The 16,504-nt window shown below is 70.1% G+C and carries 18 protein-coding genes; 8 read left to right on the top strand and 10 right to left on the bottom strand.

The genetic code is table 11. The features are described 5' to 3' along the window. Positions 1-31 precede the first annotated feature (31 nt). Genes HDA39_RS11670 through HDA39_RS11660 form a run of 3 tightly spaced genes read left to right on the top strand, consistent with a single transcriptional unit; the run spans position 32 to position 2,912 of the window. Positions 32-1,090, top strand: coding sequence for an ATP-binding cassette domain-containing protein (locus HDA39_RS11670; protein WP_337925714.1), 1,059 nt, complete (start codon positions 32-34; stop codon positions 1,088-1,090). Further along, on the top strand, positions 1,087-1,884 hold the full coding sequence (locus HDA39_RS11665) for an ABC transporter permease (protein WP_184795242.1): 798 nt from the start codon (positions 1,087-1,089) through the stop codon (positions 1,882-1,884). Before HDA39_RS11670 ends, HDA39_RS11665 begins: the two co-directional genes overlap by 4 nt. Further along, positions 1,881-2,912, top strand: coding sequence for an ArsR/SmtB family transcription factor (locus HDA39_RS11660; protein WP_184795241.1), 1,032 nt, complete (start codon positions 1,881-1,883; stop codon positions 2,910-2,912). The genes HDA39_RS11665 and HDA39_RS11660 overlap by 4 nt, the downstream gene beginning before the upstream one ends. Positions 2,913-2,966: 54 nt before the next feature. On the opposite strand, the gene HDA39_RS11655 is transcribed toward HDA39_RS11660, so the two are convergent. The 3 genes from HDA39_RS11655 to HDA39_RS11645 form a co-directional block, all read right to left on the bottom strand. Beyond that, complete coding sequence (locus tag HDA39_RS11655) at positions 2,967-4,445, bottom strand: cryptochrome/photolyase family protein (protein WP_184795240.1); 1,479 nt, start codon at positions 4,443-4,445, stop codon at positions 2,967-2,969. A 43-nt stretch (positions 4,446-4,488) separates the two neighbouring features. Beyond that, positions 4,489-5,142 (bottom strand): fasciclin domain-containing protein, encoded by a 654-nt coding sequence (locus HDA39_RS11650; protein ID WP_184795239.1) that lies wholly within the window; start codon positions 5,140-5,142, stop codon positions 4,489-4,491. Positions 5,143-5,323: 181 nt separating this feature from the next. After that, a complete protein-coding gene (locus tag HDA39_RS11645; protein WP_184795238.1) occupies positions 5,324-5,746 on the bottom strand; it encodes a MarR family transcriptional regulator in 423 nt (140 codons plus the stop codon). Between the two features lie 61 nt (positions 5,747-5,807). On the opposite strand from HDA39_RS11645, the gene HDA39_RS11640 reads away from it, so the two are divergent. Beyond that, positions 5,808-6,734: an NAD-dependent epimerase/dehydratase family protein gene (locus tag HDA39_RS11640; RefSeq protein ID WP_184795237.1), complete on the top strand. Its 927-nt coding sequence runs from the start codon at positions 5,808-5,810 to the stop codon at positions 6,732-6,734. Positions 6,735-6,817: 83 nt separating this feature from the next. Here the strand turns inward: HDA39_RS11640 and HDA39_RS11635 are convergent, their stop codons facing one another. The 4 genes from HDA39_RS11635 to HDA39_RS11625 form a co-directional block, all read right to left on the bottom strand. After that, the gene (locus HDA39_RS11635; RefSeq protein ID WP_184795236.1) at positions 6,818-7,129 is read right to left on the bottom strand and encodes a transcriptional regulator; all 312 of its coding nucleotides are present in this window, start codon (positions 7,127-7,129) and stop codon (positions 6,818-6,820) included. Next, positions 7,122-7,562, bottom strand: coding sequence for a hypothetical protein (locus HDA39_RS11630; RefSeq protein ID WP_184795235.1), 441 nt, complete (start codon positions 7,560-7,562; stop codon positions 7,122-7,124). Before HDA39_RS11630 ends, HDA39_RS11635 begins: the two co-directional genes overlap by 8 nt. 176 nt (positions 7,563-7,738) lie before the next feature. After that, positions 7,739-7,861 carry a hypothetical protein gene (locus HDA39_RS43170; RefSeq protein ID WP_273481723.1) on the bottom strand — a complete coding sequence of 41 codons (123 nt, stop codon included), beginning with the start codon at positions 7,859-7,861 and terminating at the stop codon, positions 7,739-7,741. A gap of 1,102 nt (positions 7,862-8,963) precedes the next feature. Next, the gene (locus HDA39_RS11625) at positions 8,964-9,809 is read right to left on the bottom strand and encodes a phytanoyl-CoA dioxygenase family protein (RefSeq protein WP_184795234.1); all 846 of its coding nucleotides are present in this window, start codon (positions 9,807-9,809) and stop codon (positions 8,964-8,966) included. 119 nt (positions 9,810-9,928) lie between these two features. Here HDA39_RS11625 and HDA39_RS11620 point away from each other — a divergent pair, with 119 nt between their 5' ends. Further along, complete coding sequence (locus HDA39_RS11620) at positions 9,929-10,789, top strand: helix-turn-helix domain-containing protein (RefSeq protein ID WP_184795233.1); 861 nt, start codon at positions 9,929-9,931, stop codon at positions 10,787-10,789. A gap of 56 nt (positions 10,790-10,845) precedes the next feature. Then, positions 10,846-11,610, top strand: coding sequence for a class I SAM-dependent methyltransferase (locus HDA39_RS11615; RefSeq protein ID WP_184795232.1), 765 nt, complete (start codon positions 10,846-10,848; stop codon positions 11,608-11,610). Between the two features lie 13 nt (positions 11,611-11,623). On the opposite strand, the gene HDA39_RS11610 is transcribed toward HDA39_RS11615, so the two are convergent. The 3 genes from HDA39_RS11610 to HDA39_RS11600 form a co-directional block, all read right to left on the bottom strand. Next, positions 11,624-12,355, bottom strand: a complete 732-nt coding sequence (locus HDA39_RS11610) for a lipoate--protein ligase family protein (RefSeq protein ID WP_184795231.1) — start codon at positions 12,353-12,355, stop codon at positions 11,624-11,626. Positions 12,356-12,427: 72 nt separating this feature from the next. Next, positions 12,428-12,985 carry a sigma-70 family RNA polymerase sigma factor gene (locus HDA39_RS11605; protein WP_184795230.1) on the bottom strand — a complete coding sequence of 186 codons (558 nt, stop codon included), beginning with the start codon at positions 12,983-12,985 and terminating at the stop codon, positions 12,428-12,430. 119 nt (positions 12,986-13,104) lie between these two features. Then, positions 13,105-13,656 (bottom strand): hypothetical protein, encoded by a 552-nt coding sequence (locus HDA39_RS11600; protein WP_202892958.1) that lies wholly within the window; start codon positions 13,654-13,656, stop codon positions 13,105-13,107. A gap of 154 nt (positions 13,657-13,810) precedes the next feature. Here HDA39_RS11600 and HDA39_RS11595 point away from each other — a divergent pair, with 154 nt between their 5' ends. Then, positions 13,811-15,217, top strand: coding sequence for a PepSY domain-containing protein (locus HDA39_RS11595; protein WP_184795229.1), 1,407 nt, complete (start codon positions 13,811-13,813; stop codon positions 15,215-15,217). Positions 15,218-15,274: 57 nt separating this feature from the next. Continuing rightward, a complete protein-coding gene (locus HDA39_RS11590; RefSeq protein WP_184795228.1) occupies positions 15,275-16,492 on the top strand; it encodes a GNAT family N-acetyltransferase in 1,218 nt (405 codons plus the stop codon). The last annotated feature ends 12 nt before the right edge of the window (positions 16,493-16,504 follow it).

Here is a 16,504-nt window from a genome sequence, read left to right as displayed (position 1 = left end):
ATCGCCTCGCCGTCCCGAAGCACGGCAGCCGGTGGAGGGGCTGCGGAGCGGCTCGCCGCACGGTGGCTCCGCGCCGGCAACGACGGTTCGCGCTCCTGTCGCTCGGCAGCAGCTGAGCGGCGAGCACGCTGTGGAGATCGAGGGGCTGCGCAAGTCGTTCGGGTCCAAGGTCGCGCTCGACGGCGTCGATCTGGCGATGCCGGCCGGTCAGGTCTTCGCGTTGCTGGGTCCGAACGGCGCGGGCAAGACGACCACCGTGCGGATCATCACCACGCTGCTGCGACCGGACTCCGGGCTGGTGACCGTCGCGGGCCGCGACGTCGTCGCGGATCCCGAGGGAGTCCGGAGGTCGATCGGGCTGTCCGGCCAGTACGCCGCGGTCGACGACAAGCTGACCGGCTTCGAGAACCTCTACTTGGTGGCGAAGCTGTACGGGATGCGCGCGCGGCAAGCCGCCGCGACGTCCCGCGAACTGCTCGACCGGTTCCACCTCACGGATGCCGCCGACCGGCTGACCGGGACCTACTCGGGCGGGATGCGGCGCCGGCTCGACCTGGCCGGCGCTCTGGTGGCGGCGCCGCCGGTCGTCGTACTCGACGAACCGACGACCGGGCTCGATCCGCAGAGCCGGCTGGACACCTGGGACGTGGTGGGCGAACTGGTCCGCGAGGGAGCGACCGTGCTGCTGACCACGCAGTACCTGGAGGAAGCCGATCAGCTGGCCGACCGGATCGCGGTGATCGACCACGGGCGGGTGATCGCCAACGGCACGAGCGACCAGCTCAAGAGCCGGACCGGGGGAGAGCGGTTGGAGCTGGTCACGGCCAACGAGCGCGACCTCGCCGCGGCGTACCGGATTCTCAGCGGGGTCGGGATCGCCGACCCGACCGTGGACCGGCGGGTCCGACGGCTGGAGGTCGCCGTACGGGAAGGACAGCTCGCGCTGGCCGCCGTGCTGGGACGACTCAATCAGGAGAGGATCCACGTGCTCGACATCGGTCTGCGGCGGGCGACGCTCGACGACGTGTTCCTGGCCCTCACCGGAACCGGCGCGGCCGCCGAGCAGAGCAGAGCGGAGCTGGGCGCATGAGCATCGTCCAGATGACCCGGGACAGCAGCTCGCTGGCCTGGCGGAACCTGCTGAACATCCGCCGGACGCCGGGATCGATCTTCGCCAGCATCCTGCAGCCGATCATGTTCGTGCTGCTGCTCGGCTACGTCTTCGGGGGCAGCCTCGGAGGCGACGCGTACCGGGAGTTCATCATGGGCGGGATCTTCGCCCAGACCGTCACGTTCAACGCCTCGTTCACCACCATCGGGCTCGCGAACGACCTGCAGAAGGGGGTCGTCGACCGGTTCCGGTCGTTGCCGATGTCCCGGATCGCGGTCCTGCTCGGCCGGACGACGTCCGACCTCGCGACCAGCCTGATCAGCCTGACGGTCACCAGCCTGTGCGGGCTGCTGATCGGCTGGCGGATCCGCGGCAGCCTGCTCGACGCGCTGGCCGGCTACGGCCTGATCCTGCTGTTCGCCTTCGCGATGTCGTGGGTCGGCGCGTACATCGCGCTGGTCGCGCGCAGCGTCGAGGTCGCGCAGAGCCTGGGCCTGATCTGGTTGTTCCCGGCCACCTTCATCTCGTCCGGCTTCGTCTCGATCACGGCGATGCCGCAGCCGCTGGCGACGGTCGCGGAGTGGAACCCGATCACCTCGCTGGCCAACGCCGCCCGGGAACTGTTCGGCAACCCGACCCCGGCCGCGCTGCCGCAACCGCAGGGCTGGCCGGCCGAGCACGCGGCGCTCTACACCGTGCTCTGCTCGCTCGGGATCATCGCGATCTTCCTGACCCTGGCCGTGTCGCGGTACCGGCGGGTGGCCACGCGGTGAGCGGTGTGCTGACGCTGCGGTTCCCCGCGGGCACCGCGCTCGAACCGCGGTTCGTGCTCTCGCCGTTGTGGGAGGCGCTGGCCAGTATCAGGGTCCTGCAGGACGAAGCGGGGCGCGCTGCGTACCCGGAATGGACCGAGTGGGCGACGCGTCGGTTGCGGCGCCATCGCCGGCGGCTCGGGATGTTGTTCAGCCTGGTGCAGCCGTCGTTGCCGTACGTGCCGAGCTTCCTGTTCGCGTCCCCTCGTACGCCGGTGCCCGATCTGGCCGCCGACCTGGTGAGCGTCCGGAGCAGCACTTCGCAGCAAGTACGACGAGACCTCGACCTCTTCAGCTGGGTGCTGTCGACGCGTGGGGCGGCCGGCGTACCGGCTGGCCCTGCGCCTGGACGAGGTCCGCTACCTGAGCCGCTGGAAGCGCTGTACGACGACCCGGCGAGTGGGTTGTCGGAGCTCAGTGACCAGGTCGAGCTCTACTGGAAGTCCGTCATCGCGCCGCGCTGGGGACGGATCCGGGCGGTCCTGGCCGAGGATCTGACCGACCGTGGCCGGGAAGGCTCACTGGACGAGCTCGGACCCGCCGTGAGCTGGGACGGTCGCACGCTCCTCGTCGAGCACACGGGCCAGAGCACGTCGCGGGTGATGGACGGTTCGGAGCTGCTCCTGATGCCGTCCGTCTTCGCGTGGTCGGGGCCCTGGCCCGTCGCCCTGCCTCCCGACCAGCCGCGGATCACCTATCCGGCGGGTGGTACCGAGTCGTTGTGGTCGGCAACCGAAGCGCCGATCGAGAGCCTCGTCGCCGTCCTGGGGATCTCGCGCGCGAAGCTCCTCGGCGAGCTGAACGTTCCGGCGTCGACCAGCGACCTGGCGATCCGCACCGACATGACGGCCGGCGGCGCTTCCCAGCACCTCACCGCGCTGCGATCCGCGGGCCTGGTCAGCTCCCACCGCGTCGGGCACTCGGTGCTCTACGCCCGGACAGCCACCGCGGAAGCCCTGCTGAGAAACGCTGCCGCCGGGAGCAGCTGAGAAGAGACGGCGACCGGGTCGACGGTGTCCGCGAGGTCCAAGGTCAGCCGAGCGTCACGGGGTGCTGCTTCCACGGGCTTCTTCCTGGTCGACGAGCTCGGGCAGGTCCTTGAGGCGGGTGCGGGCGGTGAGTTGCCGGGCGATGCGTTGGTTGCCCTGGAGGCGGTCGGCGTTGCGGTCGAGGAACCACCAGTACCCGGCGGTGAAGGGACAGGCGTCGGGGCCGACGCGGAGGCGGGGGTTGTAGCGGCAGTCGCCGCAGTAGTCGCTCATCTTGTCGATGTAGGCGCCGCCGGCGGCGTACGGCTTGGTGGCGAGCAGGCCGCCGTCGGCGTACTGGGACATGCCGACGACGTTGGCGACCATCACCCAGTCGTAGCCGTCGACGAAGCAGCGGTGGAACCAGTCGGTGACCTGGTCGGGGCGCCAGCCGCGTTGCATGGCGTAGTTGCCGAGCACCATGAGCCGGGGGATGTGGTGGACCCAGCCGTGTTCGCGGACGCCACGCAGGACCTCGGACAGGCAGCGGGCCTCGACGGCGCCGCCGGCGTCGAGGTCGGTGAACCAGTCGGGGAGTTGCCGGCGGGCCTGCAGCTTGTTGCTGCGGCGGTAGTCGTCGCCGAAGTGCCAGTACAGGTGCCACATGTAGTCGCGCCAGCCGATCAGCTGGCGGACGAACCCCTCGACCGAGGCCAGTGGCGCGTCGCCGGTGCGGTAGGCGTCCTCGGCGCGCTCGACGACCTCCACCGGGTCGAGCAGGCCGAGGTTGATCGGTGCCGACAGCAACGAGTGGGCCATCCAGTCGTCCGCGGTGAGCATCGCGTCCTCGTGCGGACCGAAGCCCGGCAGGCGGTGCTCGACGAAGTCGCGCAGGGCGTGCAACGCCTCGCGGCGGGTCACCGCGAACCGACGAGGACCGTCGTCGCCGACGAAGCTGACGTCACCGTCGCGCTGCCAGCGGTCGAGATCGGCGCGGACCTCCTCGTCGATCTCGTCCTCGGTGGGCCACCACGGTTCCGCCGTACCGAGCCTCGGTTGCTTCGGAGGTGCTTCGCGGTTGTCGTGATCGAAGTTCCAGCGGCCGCCGGCCGGGTTCGAACCGTCCATCAGGACGTCGAGCCGGACGCGGGCCTCGCGGTAGAAGTCCTCCATCAGCAGCCGCTTCGCGCCGCGCCGGCCGGCCCAGTCCTCGAAGTCCTCGCGGCTGGTGGAGAACCCCCGCGCCGCGAGGACCTCGACGCGCTCGAGGCCACGGACGAACCGGTCCGCGGCGTACGTCGTCGGCGCGCAGACGCTGAGCTCGCCGCGGACCCGTTCGAGCGCCTCCCGGTAGGTGTCCGCGCGTTCGAACCGGACCTGGTCGCCGAGCTCGGCCGCGCGGTGCCGTAACGCGGACAGCACCAGATGCGCCTTCTGACGATGGAACGTCTTCCGGGCGAAGACCGCTCTGGACTCGATCAGCAGGGCCGGCTGGTCCCTGTGGTCGAGGAAGTGGGGACCGAGCTGATCCGCGAACAGCCACCGTCGTTTCATGACGACGCAGTACCCACCCAACGCTCCGCCTATCTGATCGCGGTCAGATGTCCAGGGGGCGCAGGACCAGCCAGATGCCGTGGGCGATCTGCTTGTTGCCCTTGTTGATGTCCAGGGCCCACGGATTGAGCAGCGGGTCGGCGTCGTTGCGGTCGGCATCGATCAGCCGGATCAGACGGAAGCGCTTGCTGAGGACGTCGACCTTGAGGGTCCCGCCGGGCAGTGCCGTGGTCAGCTTCGCACCATCGGACTTGAGCGCCGTGCGGCTGTCGATCGTGGCGCCGGGGACGACGTGGTAGAGCAGGACGGCCTCGATGGTGTCGACGCCGAGCAGACCGGCCAGACCGGAGAACAGCTGGCTCTCCGACTTGTACCACTTGCCGGTGAGGTCCTTGGCGAGCAGCTGGAAGGCCCGGTCGCTGGGCAGGAACGCGGTGAGCGCGACCTTGCCGTCGGCCAGGACCTTGACCGGGCTGTTCGGCTTGGCCGCGAGGACCGCACCGACCGCTTGGGTCAGGACGTCGTAGTCGTTCCAGTTGCGGTCGAAGGTGTCACCGTCGGAGGCCAGCACGGTGGCCAGGCTGCGAGTTCCGGGCTTGTGCGTCGCTTCGGCCTGGGTCGTGGTGACGACGGCGCTGGTGAGGAGTACTCCGAACGCGGCAGCTCCGGCGGTGAGCCGTCGTGAGATCTTGCGCATGGGGACAACCTTTCGGCCAGGACGGCGGCGCCGATGCCACCGCTCTCACCGCCTCTTCCGCCCGGCGGGCCTCGCCGGATGCACTCCGGGGAAACTTGTCCACGCACCCGTTGCGGTCGGCGATGCCTGCCACGCGGCGGCGTCGACGGTCCTGCCGATCACCGCGCCGGACCGCGCGGGGTCAGATGAGTCGGCGCAGGAGGGTTCGCAGTTGCTCGAGTTCGGTGGGCGAGAGCCGCTGGGTGAACTCTTCGTCGCAGGTCGTCAGTATCTTGGCTGTGCGGGCGCGCAGTCGCTCGCCGTCCTCGGTCAGGCTCAGGCGGTAGGAGCGACGGTCGGTCGGATCGGCGACGCGGTCGACCAGTCCGCGGGCCTGGAGGCCGGCCATCAGTTTCATCGTGGTCGTGCGGTCGAAGCCGAGGGTGAGGCCGAGCTGGCGCTGAGTGGTCGCCGGGCCGTTCTGCAGCATCGCGAGGACGCCGTACTGGCGACCGGTCAGTCCCAGCGGCTCGATCGCTTGCTCGCCCATCGCCTCGGCGCGGTTGAGGGCGAGTCGCAGCAGAAAGGCTGTGCGGTCGGCCAGCGCCTCGGGAAGATCGGTCACGGTGGCCTCCTAGGCTATTGTCAGCAGTGCTGACGAAATTTGATCTACTGAGGAGATCATCATGCGTGTCCTGGTGACCGGAGCGACGGGGTTCGTGGGTTCGGCGGTGGTGCGTCGGCTGCGCGCCGCCGACCACGACGTGATCGGCCTGGTGCGCGACCCCGCCCGGGCTTCGGCGGTGGCCGCGACCGGCGCGATCCTGCGGCAGGGGGACATGCGCGAACCGGCGACGTATGTGCCGGTGGTGCATGAGGTCGACGCCGTCGTGCATGCCGCCATGCTGGCCGTGCCCGGCCGGCTCAACCGGCGCCGCGCGGACGAGCTGTTCGACGCCGACGCCGTGATGACCCGAGCGCTGGCCGACGCCTGCGCCGAGCACGGACGGCGTCTGGTCTACACCGGCGGCTGCTTCGACTGGGGCGACCACGGCGAGGAGTGGATCGACGAGTCGACGCCGCTCACGCCGTCCCCGCTGGGAGTTGGGCATGCCCGGATGGCCGCCGAACTCGAACGACGTCACCGCGACGACGGCCTTGACGTGGTACGGCTCTCGCCGGGCTTCGTCTACGGGCCGGGCGGGCTGTTCGCGTCGGCGTTCGTCGAGCAGGCGGAGAAGGGCCGGTTGCGCTGTATCGGCGGTGGTCAGAACTGGTGGAGCTGCATTCACGTCGACGATCTCGCCGACGCCTTCGTGGCGGCGCTCGAGCGCGCGCGGCCAGGAACGGCCTACGCCGTCGTCGACGACGAGCCGCTGCGGCTGCGCGAGCTCACCGACCTCGTCACCGACGCCATGGGCGGCAAGCGGGTCGGCACGGTGTCGCCTCGGCTGATCGGTCTGCTGATCGGCGGCACTCTCGTCGCGAGCCTCACCACGTCGTTCCGGATCCGCGGCACCCGGATCCGTGAGGAGCTCGGGTGGGCGCCGCGGCGACTGCGATTCCGCGACCACGTCGCCGAGACAGTGGAAGCGATGACGGTTCGTTCCTGATCGGCCGGGCTTCCAGCGCGACGGCACGACCGGGCTGGAAGGCTGGCGGCCAAGGAACCGGTTCACCTTCAAGGCCCCGGCCCCTAGGTAGCCTCTTCGTTGCCTCCGGCCACGATTGCCTGGAGGGCTTCGATGTGGCCGTCGTAGGCCGTGCGGCCCACCGTGGTCAGGGACAGCCACAACCGGTTCCGTGAATCGCGCAGGGTCCGCTCCTGACGGATGTAGCCGGCGCTGGTGAGGTGGGTCAGGTGCTTGCTGAGCGCGGACTTGGACAGGTCGAGACGTTCTTGCAGGAAGCCGAACTCCAGCTGGTGTGCCGCGCTGAGCATCGCGCAGATCCGGAGGCGTTGCGGTGCGTGGATCACCTCGTCGAAGGCGGCGATCCGTTCAGGCATCGCCGAATTCCTTGCGGTAGGCGCGACCGTTACGCCAGACCATGCCGGCCGCGACGGCAGCTCCCACGATCCACACCCAGGACAGCGAGGTGGTCTCTGAGATCACCGTGCAGACAACGAAGATCACGCCCAGGGAGGCGACGAAGGGCACCATGTCGCGGAACTTCATCGACGCCCAGCTGACCCCGGGACGGTTGAGCCAGTGGAACGCGGCGATGACGGCCACCACGACGCCCAGGGCGAACGTCGCGTTCCTGGCATCGGACGGAGACAGCAGCTGGGCAAGATAAAGGGCGGCCGTTGCCGTGGTCGTCACGCCGAAGAACCACCGTGGCAACGGCGGATAACGGACAGCCTCCTCGTCCTTGCCGAGCTGTTCGAGCTGCTCTCGGGCATCACGCGGTTGCGGCCGGCCTTGCGATCCAGTTTCCATAGCGGAAACCTTAGCGCCTAGTTTCCGACCAGGCAACCAGCCGTACCTGCTGAGTCACTTCGGTAGTGCAGATCGCGCCGTGCTCACTCGCTGGCCGGGATGGTGCGGTCCTGGCGTCGCGCGTTCACCGGGCCTGCCGAGGTGCGATTCCGGTGGTAGCGCGCCTAGCGCGCCGGTCAGGGAGTTGCTGCCTGGTGCCGCAGTCCTGAGGCCAGCAGAACCGCTGCGGCCGGTACCGACAGACCGAGGAGGTCGGCGACGTCGTTGACCGTGTGATCGCCGAACTGCACCAGCGCCACGGCTGTTCGCTGCCGACGGGGAAGGTCCGGGACCTCGGTGCGGGGCTCCCGGCCCGACCCGGGATCGGGTGAATCCGCTGGAGCCTGCGAGTGAGAGGCGCGAAGGTAGGTCAGCCGGGCGAGTTCCCGTCGAAGGCTGCCGTCCCCGGCAGACGTAGCCACACCGGTCTCGACGCAAGCCCGGACGATGACGTCGACCACAACCGTCTCCGCCTGGCCCGGGTCGCCGACGATCGCGTGCGCCAGACCGAACAGCGCGCCGCCGTGGTGGTCACAGATTTGACCGACCGCGGTGGCGTCGCCGGTGCCCGCGGCGTCCAGGAGTGTCCCGCGAGCCGCGGGACGGGATGCAACTGCTACCGGACGCCGCGAACGACGGTGCCGGGGGTTGCGCGTTCGAGAAATAGCTGCCCCCTTCGCAGGCACTCCACGCAGAGCCGCCGAGGTCTGGGCAGCAAGAGTCCGCGTGAGACGACCGTACCCGGATCGACCAACTCCCGGTACCGAACCCCGCGCACTTCAAACAGTCGTCGTGCCGGTGCGACCGCCGACCGCCGACCGGCGACCGCCGACCGCCGACCGGCGACCGCCGACCGCCGACCGGTGACCGGTGACCGGTGACCAAGCCTTCGGTCGACTGCCGCGGTTCCGCATGACTGCCGCGATACATCGGATCAGTCGTCGCAATTGGCGTCAGTCGTCGTACAAGGCGTCAGTCCTCGGGCTGGACAAGCCGCGAACAGCGGTACCGGGCCCACCGTCCTCACCCCTGGCCGCGGCAAGGTCCCCACCTCCTTGAACACCGCAGCTTCCGCCCCTCGCACCGGGGCCAGGGCCCGGGCCGAGCCGCGATCTCGACTTTGGGCACCGCTCAGTCACGAAAACGGCGTTCTCATGACTGGCCTGTGCACAAAGTGCCGTCAAGAGGAACGGGGCGGCGCAGGCAGGTCCACGGGATCCACGGATTCAGGCTTCAGGTAACAGTCCGGGAGGCGGCGAGTTGTCGCTGGTCGACACGGTCGAGGACAAACTGATCAACGGCGACACCGCGTTCACGACAAGGACCGCCAGCTCCGCGGGATCGAGACGATCGGTGAGGGCGTCATGCGCTGCCGGCCGCCCTGCGGGCGTCGTACAGGACGGGGTTGCGCGGGGTGTCCGGGACCTGGCCGATGGTGGCCCCGGGCATCCATCCGAGGTCACTGGTCTGGTTGTCGTTGGTGGGGTCGGTGATGCGGATGTCGGCGTCCAGGTAGATGACGGTCATCACCCGGCGCGGGAGAGTGCTGTGGTTCGGGCCGGCGTGGTGGAACGTCCAGCCGCGGTGGAAGCTGGCGTCGCCCAGGGCGAAGGGCTCGACGACGTGCTCGAACCGCTGCTCGGCGACGGCACGGTCGAGCGCGGCCTCCGACTCGTCGCTGATCGGGAGTTCGCGGCCGGAGGAGAAGTTGTGACTGCCGCGCGCGAAGGCGAGCGGGCCCATCTCCAACGGTGTCTCCTGTAACGGGAGCCAGATCGTGCAGACCCGGTCGCTGGACAGCGGCCAGTAGTACTGGTCCGCGTGCCAGGGGGTGATGCCGCCGCTGGGCTCCTTGTAGAGCGCCTGGTCGTGGTACAGGCGGACCGCGTGGACTCCCAGCAACCCTGCGGCGATGCCGGCGAGCCGCTTGGAGAACACCAGGTCGCGGACAGTCTCGTTGTGCTCCCAGAGGTTGGGCACCTGAAGGAACGCCTTGCCGTAGGTACCGCGTTCCTCGAGCGGGAGGTGCTGGGTGTTCAGGCGGATGACCTCGCTGGTGACCGTCGGCTCGAAGTGCGCGATGGCCTCCGGGGACAGCACGTTCGACAGGTGGGCGAAGCCGTCGTGCGCGAAGTCGGCGGTCGCGGTGGCGGACAGCGGGTAGGTCCGGTCGAGTTCTGAGGTGACGCTCGCGGCGAGGGCGCTCATACGGCTTCGCTCCTTGAACAGAGGTGGCGGCTACGCCCCAACCCTTCCACCTCCGGCGATCGGTCACCACGCGATCGTTGCCCAGAACTGGTACTCAGATGTCCCTGTAGGGTAACGCCGTGAAACCACGGCACGAGTCGCCGGGCCTGCTCGACGGTACGACGTTCCGGTGCTTCGTACGCCGCGAGGCCGCCTTCGGCTTCTCCTGGCACTTTCACCAGGAGTACGAGCTGACCCTGATCACGAGCGGGATCGGCACGCGCTACGTGGGTACCGACGTGCAGCCGTACCGGCCGGGCGACCTCGTCCTGCTCGGACCGGATCTGCCGCACACCTTCGCGTCCGAGCCGGACCAGGACGGTCCGGCCGAGGCCGTCGTCGCGCAGTTCCGGGAGGACTTCCTCGGGCCGGGGTTCTTCGGACTGCCGCAGTTTCACGAGCTCGCCGTACTGCTGGCCTCGTCCTCGCGCGGGGTGTTGTTCAGCGGGGCTCCTGAGGCGGTGCTGGAGATTCTTCGCGAGCTGCCGGCGCTCGATTCACCCGCAGCCCAGACGATTCGTGCGCTGGAGGCTCTTCGCCTGCTGGCGTGCTCCGGGGAAGGTGTGGAGATCAGTGGCCCCGGCTACACGGCTGCCCCCGACACGGCGCTGCGCGACCGGATCGACAAGGTCTGCGGGTATCTGCGGCAGGAGCACACGCGCCGGCTCGACCTGGCGGAGATCGCGGCGGTGGTCCACATGGCGCCGACGTCGTTCAGCCGCTTCTTCCGTCGCGCCATGGGCCTGACTCTGACGGAGTACCTCAACCGGCTGCGGGTGGAGACGGCGTGCCGGCTGCTGACGTCGACCGAACTGCCGATCACCGAGGTTGCATCGCGCAGTGGCTACGCGAACCTGTCGAACTTCAACCGCCGCTTCCACGAGCTGAAACGGATGACCCCGCGGGCCTATCGCACCGCGCACCGGCCGCGGTCGGACTGAGTCGGGCGGGTGAAAAGGAGGAGCGCGGAGGGCAGGGAAGGTGCCAGGATGGCGGGATGGTTGCGCGGGCGTTGAGCTTTGGTGTGGTGGCGGAGGCGTACGAACGGTTCCGGCCGGGGTACCCGGCGGAGCTCCTGGAGCTGGTGACGGCGTACGCCGGTGGTCCGATCCGGACCGCCCTCGAGTTCGGCGCCGGGACGGGCAAGGCGACGCGCGTGTTCGCGCGGCCAGGGATCGCGGTCACGGCGACCGAGCCGGACGCGGCCATGCTCGCGGAGCTGCGCAAGCACGTACCGGCGAACGTGACCGCCGTGCAAGCCGCCTTCGAGGATCTGCCGGCGGATACGGCGTACGACCTGGTGTACTCGGCTGCCGCGCTGCACTGGACCAAGCCTGACGGCCGGTGGGCTCGCATGGCCGCGCTCGTCCGGCCGGGTGGCGTGTTCGCCTCGTTCGCTGTGCCGATCGCGCTGGCCGACCCCGACCTCAAGGAGGCCGCGCGGGCGGCCCGAGCGCCGTACCTGGAGACGGACGGCGTCCCGTCGCCCGACGAGACGCCCGCCGAGGACCGCCCGATGGAATGGCCCGGCACGGAGCTTCAGCAGTCCGAGTGGTTCACCGAGGTCCGGCAGGCGGGGATCGAACGCCGCCTGACGGTGAGCGCCCACGAGTACGTCGGACACCTCTCGACGCTCTCGGCGTACGTGATGCTTCCGCCCGCCGACCGGGACCAGGCCTTCCGCCGAATCCTCGAAGTCCTGCCCGAGACCGTGGAGCTGAACGGTCAGATCACCGCTCACCTCGCCCGCCGTCGCCAGTAGTACGGCGGCCGCCTCAGACGCGATGGTCGGGCGCGTACGTGGCGGCCAGTTCGAGAGTGGGCCGGTCCAGGGCGGACGGCGTCGTACCGGCGGCGAAGGCAGCGTGGAAGTGTTGCTCGACGGCCGCCGCTGTCAGGTCCGGGCGTTCGGTGGTCAGCGAGCCAACGGTCGTGGGATCGAGGGGGAGCTCCAGGTGGGCGTAGACCTCGGTCAGGAGTGAGCGGATCCGGTCGTCGTCGCCGACGACGGTGAGGGTGCTGAAGAGCCAGGCGTGCTGAACGACGCGTTGGGCGGTGCCGACGAGTTTGACGGCACCGCGCGCGTTGATGCTTTGGGCGCCCGGGCAGTACTCGCCGGGGACCTCGCCGACGCGGGCGTCGACGCCGAGGTCTCGCAGTACGCCGGCGTACTGGTCGCCGAAGGTGCCGAAGCGGCGTTGGTGGTCCGCGGTCGCCCGCAGGTCGTGGCGGACGTGGTCGACGACCACGGCTTCGGAGGTGTAGGCGACCGGTCGCCCACCGACGGCGCGGATCAGAGGCTGGAACCCGGAGTCACACCCAGCCTGTACGGCGGCCCGGAACCCGGGATGACGCGTGTCCCGGCGCCCGAAGACCAGCACGGGCTCGGCCGGCCGGCAGATCCGGATCGCGTCGGTCACCTCACCACGAGACGCCCGCCGCACCAGCGCCGTGGCCACGGCCAGGTCCGTCGCCGCGTCGTCCACCGGCCCCGAGAACAGCTGCATGCCCACATCGTGTCACCCAGGACCACGTCCGTACGGCGTACCGGGTGATACGCCGTACGGATCATCGATGGGTCAGGCAACCATCAGGTCGGCCAGCGTGGTGCGGGCGCGGGCCACGCGGGAGCGGATCGTGCCGATCGGGCAGCCCAGGTGGGCGGCCGCCTCGGCGTAGGGGACACCGGCCAGCTGCGTCAGGACGAAGACCTCGCGGCGGTCGCGGGGGAGTTGGTCGAGGAGCTCAGCGAGCGCGATGCCGTCGTCGAAGCCGGGGAGATCGCGCGGCTGGCTCTGGTCGGCGGCGAGCTGCCAGTCCCGGTCGGCGATCCGTGGTCGCGACGCACGACGACGCAGGTCGTCCACGACGGTACGGCGGGCGATGGCCAGCAGCCAGGTCCGCGCCGACGATCGTCCCTCGAACCGGTGCAGGCTGGTCAGTGCGCGGAGGAACGTTTCCTGGGTGAGGTCGTCGGCCGACTGCGGATCGGCGGCGAGGTGGGCGACGTACCGGCGTACGTCGTGCTGGAGGGCCCGGACGAAGTGGTCGAGGGCGAGCAGGTCGCCTTTGCGCGCGGCGATCGCCAGATGGGTGCAGAGGTCGTTGGGTGGATGGTCCACCGGGACAGAGGTCATGGCAGAAGTCCTTCTGGGGTTCAGGATCCGGCGACGCGTCGCCGGCGGGCGGAAGTACGCGGCCTGCCGAAACGGCATGGCTCGGACCCGGGCAGGTCGTGCCCGGGTGGTGCGTGCTGTCAGGCGACAGCGGTTCCGCGCGGTGGACCTCTGGAGGTGATGGCGTCCGCGAGCAGGTACTGCCGGGGCGGTGGTGCCGTTGACACAGCCGGCCGGAGACGCGGCCAGGCCGGAGCGCTCCGCCAGGGGCGGAGCAGGAACAGGATCCGGTCGGCGATGGTCCGCAGTACGGCGAACGCCGCGTTCTCGCCGTACGCGAGCCAGAGGCCGCACAGGAGTGCGGCGATCAGGTGCGCGGCCAGCATCCCCACCGACGACGGACCGGCCATGTGATGGTGATGCATCGCGGTCGGCTGCAGGGACTGCGCGAGCGTGAACACGGTGTGCAGCTCGGCCTGCGCGACGATCGTGCCCACGACGACGAACGGCACCGAGCGTTCCCGGTCGGCCAGGATCCAGGCCGCGGCGGCGATCGACGCGGACGCCGGGACGATCGCCCACCACGGGACGGCCGCCGCGGACATCACGACGTGGCCGAGGACGGCGAGCAGCACACAGACGCCCGTGAACATCACGGTACGGGCGGCTCGGAATCCCCACTGCTGCTGCATGGCCGGACCATCGTCGCATCCCGCCGCGCGCGGCCCCAGAGCCCGGCGCACCGGAACCTGCCGCTCGGTGTGACCCAGGTCATAACGACTCGCGGGAACTGAGCGGCCTCGTGATCCGACTCCTGCTGCGGACGATGAACAGAAGGAGTGAGGCGTGAGCGCAGTACAAAGCCCTCCGGACCAGGTCGCGGGCCCGGCCACCCGCGGCCGGGGGAGCGGGTTGTTCCGGGCCTTCTGGCGATGGCACTTCTACGCGAGCTTCCTGGTGATCCCGGTCCTGCTGGTCCTGGCCACGACCGGGCTGATCTACCTGTTCCGCTTCCAGCTCGAACCGGTCCTGCACGCCGACCTGATGAAGGTCGACCATCAGGCGGGCCTGGTCGCCCAGCCGTACTCGGCGCAGCTCGACGCCGTACGACGGGCGCTGCCGGACGCGACCGTGGTCTCGATGACCGAGCCGCCCGGGCCGGACCGTTCGACGGTCTTCTCGGTCGACACCGCCGCGGGCCCGCGCGACGTCTTCGTGGATCCCTACGAGGGCACGGTTCTGGGCTCGCTGAACCCGGACACGACGTTGTCGGGCGGCGCGATCCTGCTGCACGGGGAACTGATGGCCGGCCGCGCGGGCGACTTCGTCATCGAGGTCGCCGCCTGCTGGGCGATCGTGATGGCGCTGACCGGCTACTACTTGTTCGTCCGAGGGCGAGTCGCGCGGGCGCGCCGGAGAGCCGCAGGTGCGGCGGGCGCCGTCCTGCGCTCTCGGCACGGGCGGACCGGGGCGATCCTCGGCGTCGGGTTGCTGTTCCTGATCGTGTCCGGCCTGCCGTGGACCGGGTTCTGGGGAGCCAAGACGCAGGAGTTCGCGACCAGCCACGGGACGTCGTTCTGGGGCGCCGATCCGGGCGCGTTGTCGAAGCCGACGTCGACGCTCGACGAGTCGCTCCCGCACAGCCACACCGTTCCGTGGGGGCTCGGCAAGACGGAGGTGCCGCGGTCGAACCCCGAGGACGGGCGCCGCTCGGTCGCGACCATCGACACCGCGGTCGAGGTGGGCCGGCGCAACGGGCTGCAACGCCCGATGACGGTCGCGCTGCCGGGCGACAGCGAGGGCGTGTACTCCGCGATCGGGTACGCCTTCAACGACCCCGGCAAGGAACGCACCCTGCACGTCGACCAGTACGGCGGCCGCGTGGTCTCGACGTACGGGTACGCCGACTACCCGGTGCTGGCCAAGGTCGTTGCCCAGGGCATCGCTCTGCACGAGGGGCGGCGCCTGGGCACGCTGAACTTCTGGCTGACCACGGTCTTCTGCCTCGCCGTGGTGTTCATGTGCGTCAGCGGTCCGCTGATGTGGTGGCGCCGGCGCCCGAAGACGAAGGCGCTCGGTGCGCCCCGCGGCCGCCTTCCGCTGCGTGCGACCCCGGCGCTGGCGGTGCTGGTCGTCGCGCTGGCGCTGTTCCTGCCGCTGTTCGGGATCACCCTGGTTGCTGTCCTGCTGCTCGACCAGTTCGTCTTGCGGCGGGTCGGTGCTCTGCGGGCCTGGTTCAACGTCGCCCGGTAGGAGTCGCCCGGGAGAAAGCTGTGGAGAATTGTCGGAGGGGCGTGTGACGATGCGGTGATGGTGGACTCCGAGTACGTACTGCGGGCGGCGACGGCGGACGAGCACGACCGGTTCATCGGTCTGTTCGCGACGGCCATGATGTTCGAGAGCTCTCCGAGCGACCTGGACCGGGAGCTGTTCGAGCCCGAGCGGGCGCTGGTGGCGGTGGACGGCGACGACTTCGTCGGGACGGCGAAGGCGATGAGCCGTGACCTGTCGGTGCCGGGAGCCGTGGTCGACGCGGCGCACGTCACTGCGGTGGGCGTCCGGGCCACCCATCGGCGGCGGGGGATCCTGTCCGCGCTGATGAGTCGGCAGCTGCGCGAGGTGCCGGAGGCGCTGGCGATCCTGTGGGCGAGCGAGTCCGGCATCTATGGCCGGTTCGGTTACGCCCCTGCGGCCTGGGGCGTGTCGTACGAGGTCGACCTGCACCGGGTGCGGCCGCGTCCCGTGGACGGCGACGCGGGCCGGATCGAAGCGTTGTCGGCCGAGGAGGCACCCGCTCAGCTGGGTGGTCTGCTGCGGGAGTTCCAGGCGAGGCGTCCGGGGGTGTCGGGCCGGTCCGAGCAGGTCTGGCGCGGGCAGCTTCAGGACAAGCCGGAGCATCGAGGCGGGAGGATGGCGCGGCAGATCCTGGTGCATCGCGATGCGGCCGGTGCGGTCGACGGGTACGCGCTGTGGCGCGGCAAGATGAATTGGGGACCCACCGGTCCGGCCAACGAGGTGGCGGTCGAGGAGCTGGTCGCTCTCGCGCCGACGGCGTACCGGGCGTTGTGGCATTACCTGCTGACGCTCGATCTGGCCGCCAAGCTGGACTACGGCAACGCCGCCGTGGACGAACCGCTGCTGCAGCTGGTGAGCAACCCGGTCGCGCTCAACCGCCGGCTGAGCGAGTCGCTGTGGGTGCGGCTCACCGACGTACCGCGCGCGCTCGCCCAGCGGCGGTACGCCACGGCGGTGGACGTGGTGATCGAGGTGACCGACGAACTCATCGAGGCCAACAACGGGCGCTTCCGGTTGACCGGCGACACCGAGCACGCCACCTGCGAACGGACCGATGCCACGGCCGATCTCTCCGCGTCGGTGACCGAGCTCTCCGCGGCCTACCTGGGCGGGCGGCAGTTGGCAGAGTTCGCCGCCACCGGGCGGGTGGTGGAACACACTCCCGGTGCTCTGTCCGCGGCCACCGCCGCTTTCGGCTGGCCCGTCGCGCCGGTCAGCTTGGAGATCTTCTAGCACCGGCGACGA

Origin of the sequence: Kribbella italica (assembly GCF_014205135.1) — a bacterium.
GTDB lineage: Bacteria > Actinomycetota > Actinomycetes > Propionibacteriales > Kribbellaceae > Kribbella > Kribbella italica.
Note: the sequence above shows the minus strand (reverse complement) of the source record. Positions and strands in the feature narration are given on the sequence as shown.

Excerpts from the sequence above, each read along its gene's own strand:
- HDA39_RS11665 (WP_184795242.1), top strand. The coding sequence starts at position 1,087 with ATGAGCATCGTCCAGATGACCCGGGACAGCAGCTCGCTGGCCTGGCGG.
- HDA39_RS11655 (WP_184795240.1), bottom strand. The coding sequence starts at position 4,445 with ATGAAACGACGGTGGCTGTTCGCGGATCAGCTCGGTCCCCACTTCCTC.
- HDA39_RS11650 (WP_184795239.1), bottom strand. The coding sequence starts at position 5,142 with ATGCGCAAGATCTCACGACGGCTCACCGCCGGAGCTGCCGCGTTCGGA.
- HDA39_RS11640 (WP_184795237.1), top strand. The coding sequence starts at position 5,808 with ATGCGTGTCCTGGTGACCGGAGCGACGGGGTTCGTGGGTTCGGCGGTG.
- HDA39_RS11635 (WP_184795236.1), bottom strand. The coding sequence starts at position 7,129 with ATGCCTGAACGGATCGCCGCCTTCGACGAGGTGATCCACGCACCGCAA.
- HDA39_RS11630 (WP_184795235.1), bottom strand. The coding sequence starts at position 7,562 with ATGGAAACTGGATCGCAAGGCCGGCCGCAACCGCGTGATGCCCGAGAG.
- HDA39_RS11625 (WP_184795234.1), bottom strand. The coding sequence starts at position 9,809 with ATGAGCGCCCTCGCCGCGAGCGTCACCTCAGAACTCGACCGGACCTAC.
- HDA39_RS11615 (WP_184795232.1), top strand. The coding sequence starts at position 10,846 with ATGGTTGCGCGGGCGTTGAGCTTTGGTGTGGTGGCGGAGGCGTACGAA.
- HDA39_RS11610 (WP_184795231.1), bottom strand. The coding sequence starts at position 12,355 with ATGCAGCTGTTCTCGGGGCCGGTGGACGACGCGGCGACGGACCTGGCC.
- HDA39_RS11605 (WP_184795230.1), bottom strand. The coding sequence starts at position 12,985 with ATGACCTCTGTCCCGGTGGACCATCCACCCAACGACCTCTGCACCCAT.
- HDA39_RS11600 (WP_202892958.1), bottom strand. The coding sequence starts at position 13,656 with ATGCAGCAGCAGTGGGGATTCCGAGCCGCCCGTACCGTGATGTTCACG.
- HDA39_RS11590 (WP_184795228.1), top strand. The coding sequence starts at position 15,275 with ATGGTGGACTCCGAGTACGTACTGCGGGCGGCGACGGCGGACGAGCAC.